The 2,576-nt window shown below is 75.3% G+C and carries 2 protein-coding genes; both read right to left on the bottom strand.

Annotated elements, in window-relative coordinates; translation table 11 throughout:
* Window positions 1-774: glycosyltransferase (locus tag AC1WTP_RS34240; protein ID WP_481653354.1), on the bottom strand; the 774-nt coding region annotated here is incomplete at its 3' end.
* Window positions 771-2,576, bottom strand: a 1,806-nt coding sequence (locus tag AC1WTP_RS34235; RefSeq protein ID WP_481653353.1) for an HAD-IIIA family hydrolase, incomplete at its 5' end; no start/stop codon positions are given. The genes AC1WTP_RS34235 and AC1WTP_RS34240, both read right to left, overlap by 4 nt.

Raw genomic sequence — 2,576 nt, 5'->3', positions numbered from 1 at the left:
CACCGCCTCGGTGGTGGCCAGCGCGACGACCGGCATGCCGATCGCCATCGCCTCGATCAGGCTCAGCCCGAGCGAGGTCCACCGGCACAGGTGCAGGTACGCCCGCCGCCGGGCCAGCTCGGTGTGCATCCGGGCCTGCGGCACGTCGTCGTGCGCGGTGACCCGGTCGGCGGGCAGGCCCAACCGGTCGGCCAGCCCGGCCACCCCCATGCCGAACACGTCCAGCGGCGCGATCTCGGCGAACCGGGGCAGCAGGTCGGTCCCGGTGACCCGCCACCGGCGTACCGGCTCGTTGATCACCACCGCGAGCCGGTCCAACTCGCCGGAGTACTCCACCGTCGGCGCCACGATGCCGTGGTCCACCACCGTGGTGCGGGTGGCTCCGGTGTCCCAGAACAACTCGTTGAACCCGGTCACGTGGGCGATGAGGAGGTCGTCGCGGTCGGCCATGGGGTGTCGGCTGTTGGGTACCTGGCCGTCCTTGGGGGTGTTGTGTTCGACGTAGATGGCGGGTAGGTCGTGGCCGGGTCGGCGGCCGAGCCATTCGGTGGCGAGGTCGAGTTCTTCGGGGCGTTGCAGGATGACCAGGTCGACGTCGGTGGTGGCGAGTTGGTCGGGGGTGATCTCGACGGCGGTGTCGGGCCAGGGGTAGGTGCGGGCGCGGCCGAGGCCGTAGGGGCCGCGGTCGGGGGTGACCGGTACCAGGTAGTGGTGCTTGCCGTGCACGAACGAGGTGGTCCAGGAGCCGTGCACGTGCCAGAGCAGGACGTTCATCGGCCGCTCCCGCCGACGGCCACGACCCGGCCCGGGGCGGTGCCGGCGCGCGCGGGCGGCGTCCGACCGTCCGTGCCGGCCGTCGCGCCCGGCCGCCCCGCCGGGCGTACGCCGAGCAGCCGAAGCGCGTCGAGGACCTGCTCCGGGTCGATGCCGCTGAGGCAGGGGTGCCCCGGGACCGGGCAGTGCGCGGCCCGGGTGTCCCGGCAGGGGGCGGTGGCGTCGCCGAGCCGGACGGTCGGCACCCGCCACGGGCCCCACTGCCCGAACGGGACGGTGGGGGCGAAGAGGCTGACCACCGGGGTGCCGAACGCGGCGGCCAGGTGGGCGGGGCCGGTGTTGCCGACCACCACGGCCCCGGCGCCGGCCACGATCGCGCCGAGCTCGGCCAGTCCGGTCCGCCCGCCCAGGTCCACCGCCCCGGCGGCGGCGACCCGGGCGGTCAGCTCGGTCTCGTCCGGGCCGCCGGTGACCACCACCCGGTGACCCGCGGCGACCAACGTCCGGGCGATCCGCTCGGCCAGTTCGGGCGGGCAACCCCGGGCCTGCGCCGCCGAGCCCGGATGCAGCACGACGTAGCCCGGCTCGCCGAGCCCGGCCGGGGGCGGGGGCAGCGCGTCCGGGCGGAGGCGGAGGGTGGGTGCGTCGTCGTCGGCGAGGGCGTGACCCGCGGCGGCGGCGAGGGAGAGGGCGCGTTCGGGTTCGGGGATCCCGGCCGGGACGCGGTGGCGCACGTCGAGCAGGGCACCGGGGTAGTCGTCGCTGATCGCCGCGATACGGGGCACGCCGGCCATCCGCAGCAGCAGGGCCAGGGGCAGCGGGGACTGGTGGAAGCTGGTGAAGATCACCGCTTCGTCCGCGTCGACCGCCGCCAGGCGGCCGAGCAGGGTGTGCATGGCGGCGGCGTCGACCGGGTCGGGGGTGGCCTCGATCCAGGGCAGCGGATGCTCGACGATCTCGTCCACCCCGGGCAGCAGGTCCGCCGCCGCACGCCCGCGCGGCCCGCACAGCAGCACCACCCGGTCGGCGTTCGCCGCCACCGCCCGGATCCCCGGCCCGGTGACCAGCACGTCCCCCGCCGAGTCCGACCGCACCACCAACACCGTCCGCCCGCCCCCCGACCGACCCGCTCCACCGGCGTCGGCGGCAGCGCGGACCGCCGTCGTCGCGGCGACCGAACAGGTCCCCGTCGTGACGGCGGCACAACGGGTCCCCGTCGCGGTGGCGCCGGCCGACAGGGAGGCCGACTCGGCGGTGGACGACCGGTAGGTGGCCGGGTCGACCGCCGCCTGCCGGGACAGGATCTGCTCCACCGCCCCCGGAAGATCCACCGCCACGTGCCCGGCGGCGGCCACCTCCTCCGGCCGGGTCACCGGCGTCGGCACCAGAATCCCGGACGCCCCCGCCGCCAACCCCGCCGACACATCCCGCCCGATATCCCCCACCACCACACACCGCGCCGGACTGGTCCCCAACTCCCGCGCCGCCGCCCACACCAACCCCGGCAACGGCTTCCGACACCCACACCCGTCCCCATCGTCATGCGGACACACCAACCACGCGTCGAAGCCCCCCAACAACTCCTCGACCCGCGCATGCACCGCCCACATCTGAGCCTCGGTGAAGAACCCCCGCGCCAACCCCGACTGATTCGTCACCACCGCCAACTTCAGACCCGCCGCCCGCAACCGGTCCAACGCCACCCGCGCCCCCGGCACCGGCCGCACCTTCTCCGGATCACCGTTGAACGGCACGTCCTCCACCAACGTGCCGTCCCGATCCAGCAACACCGCATCGAACAG

The organism is Micromonospora sp. R311 (genome assembly GCF_056780015.1).
The sequence above is the reverse complement of the archived record's forward strand: the minus strand, read 5'-3'. Positions and strand labels throughout refer to the sequence as shown.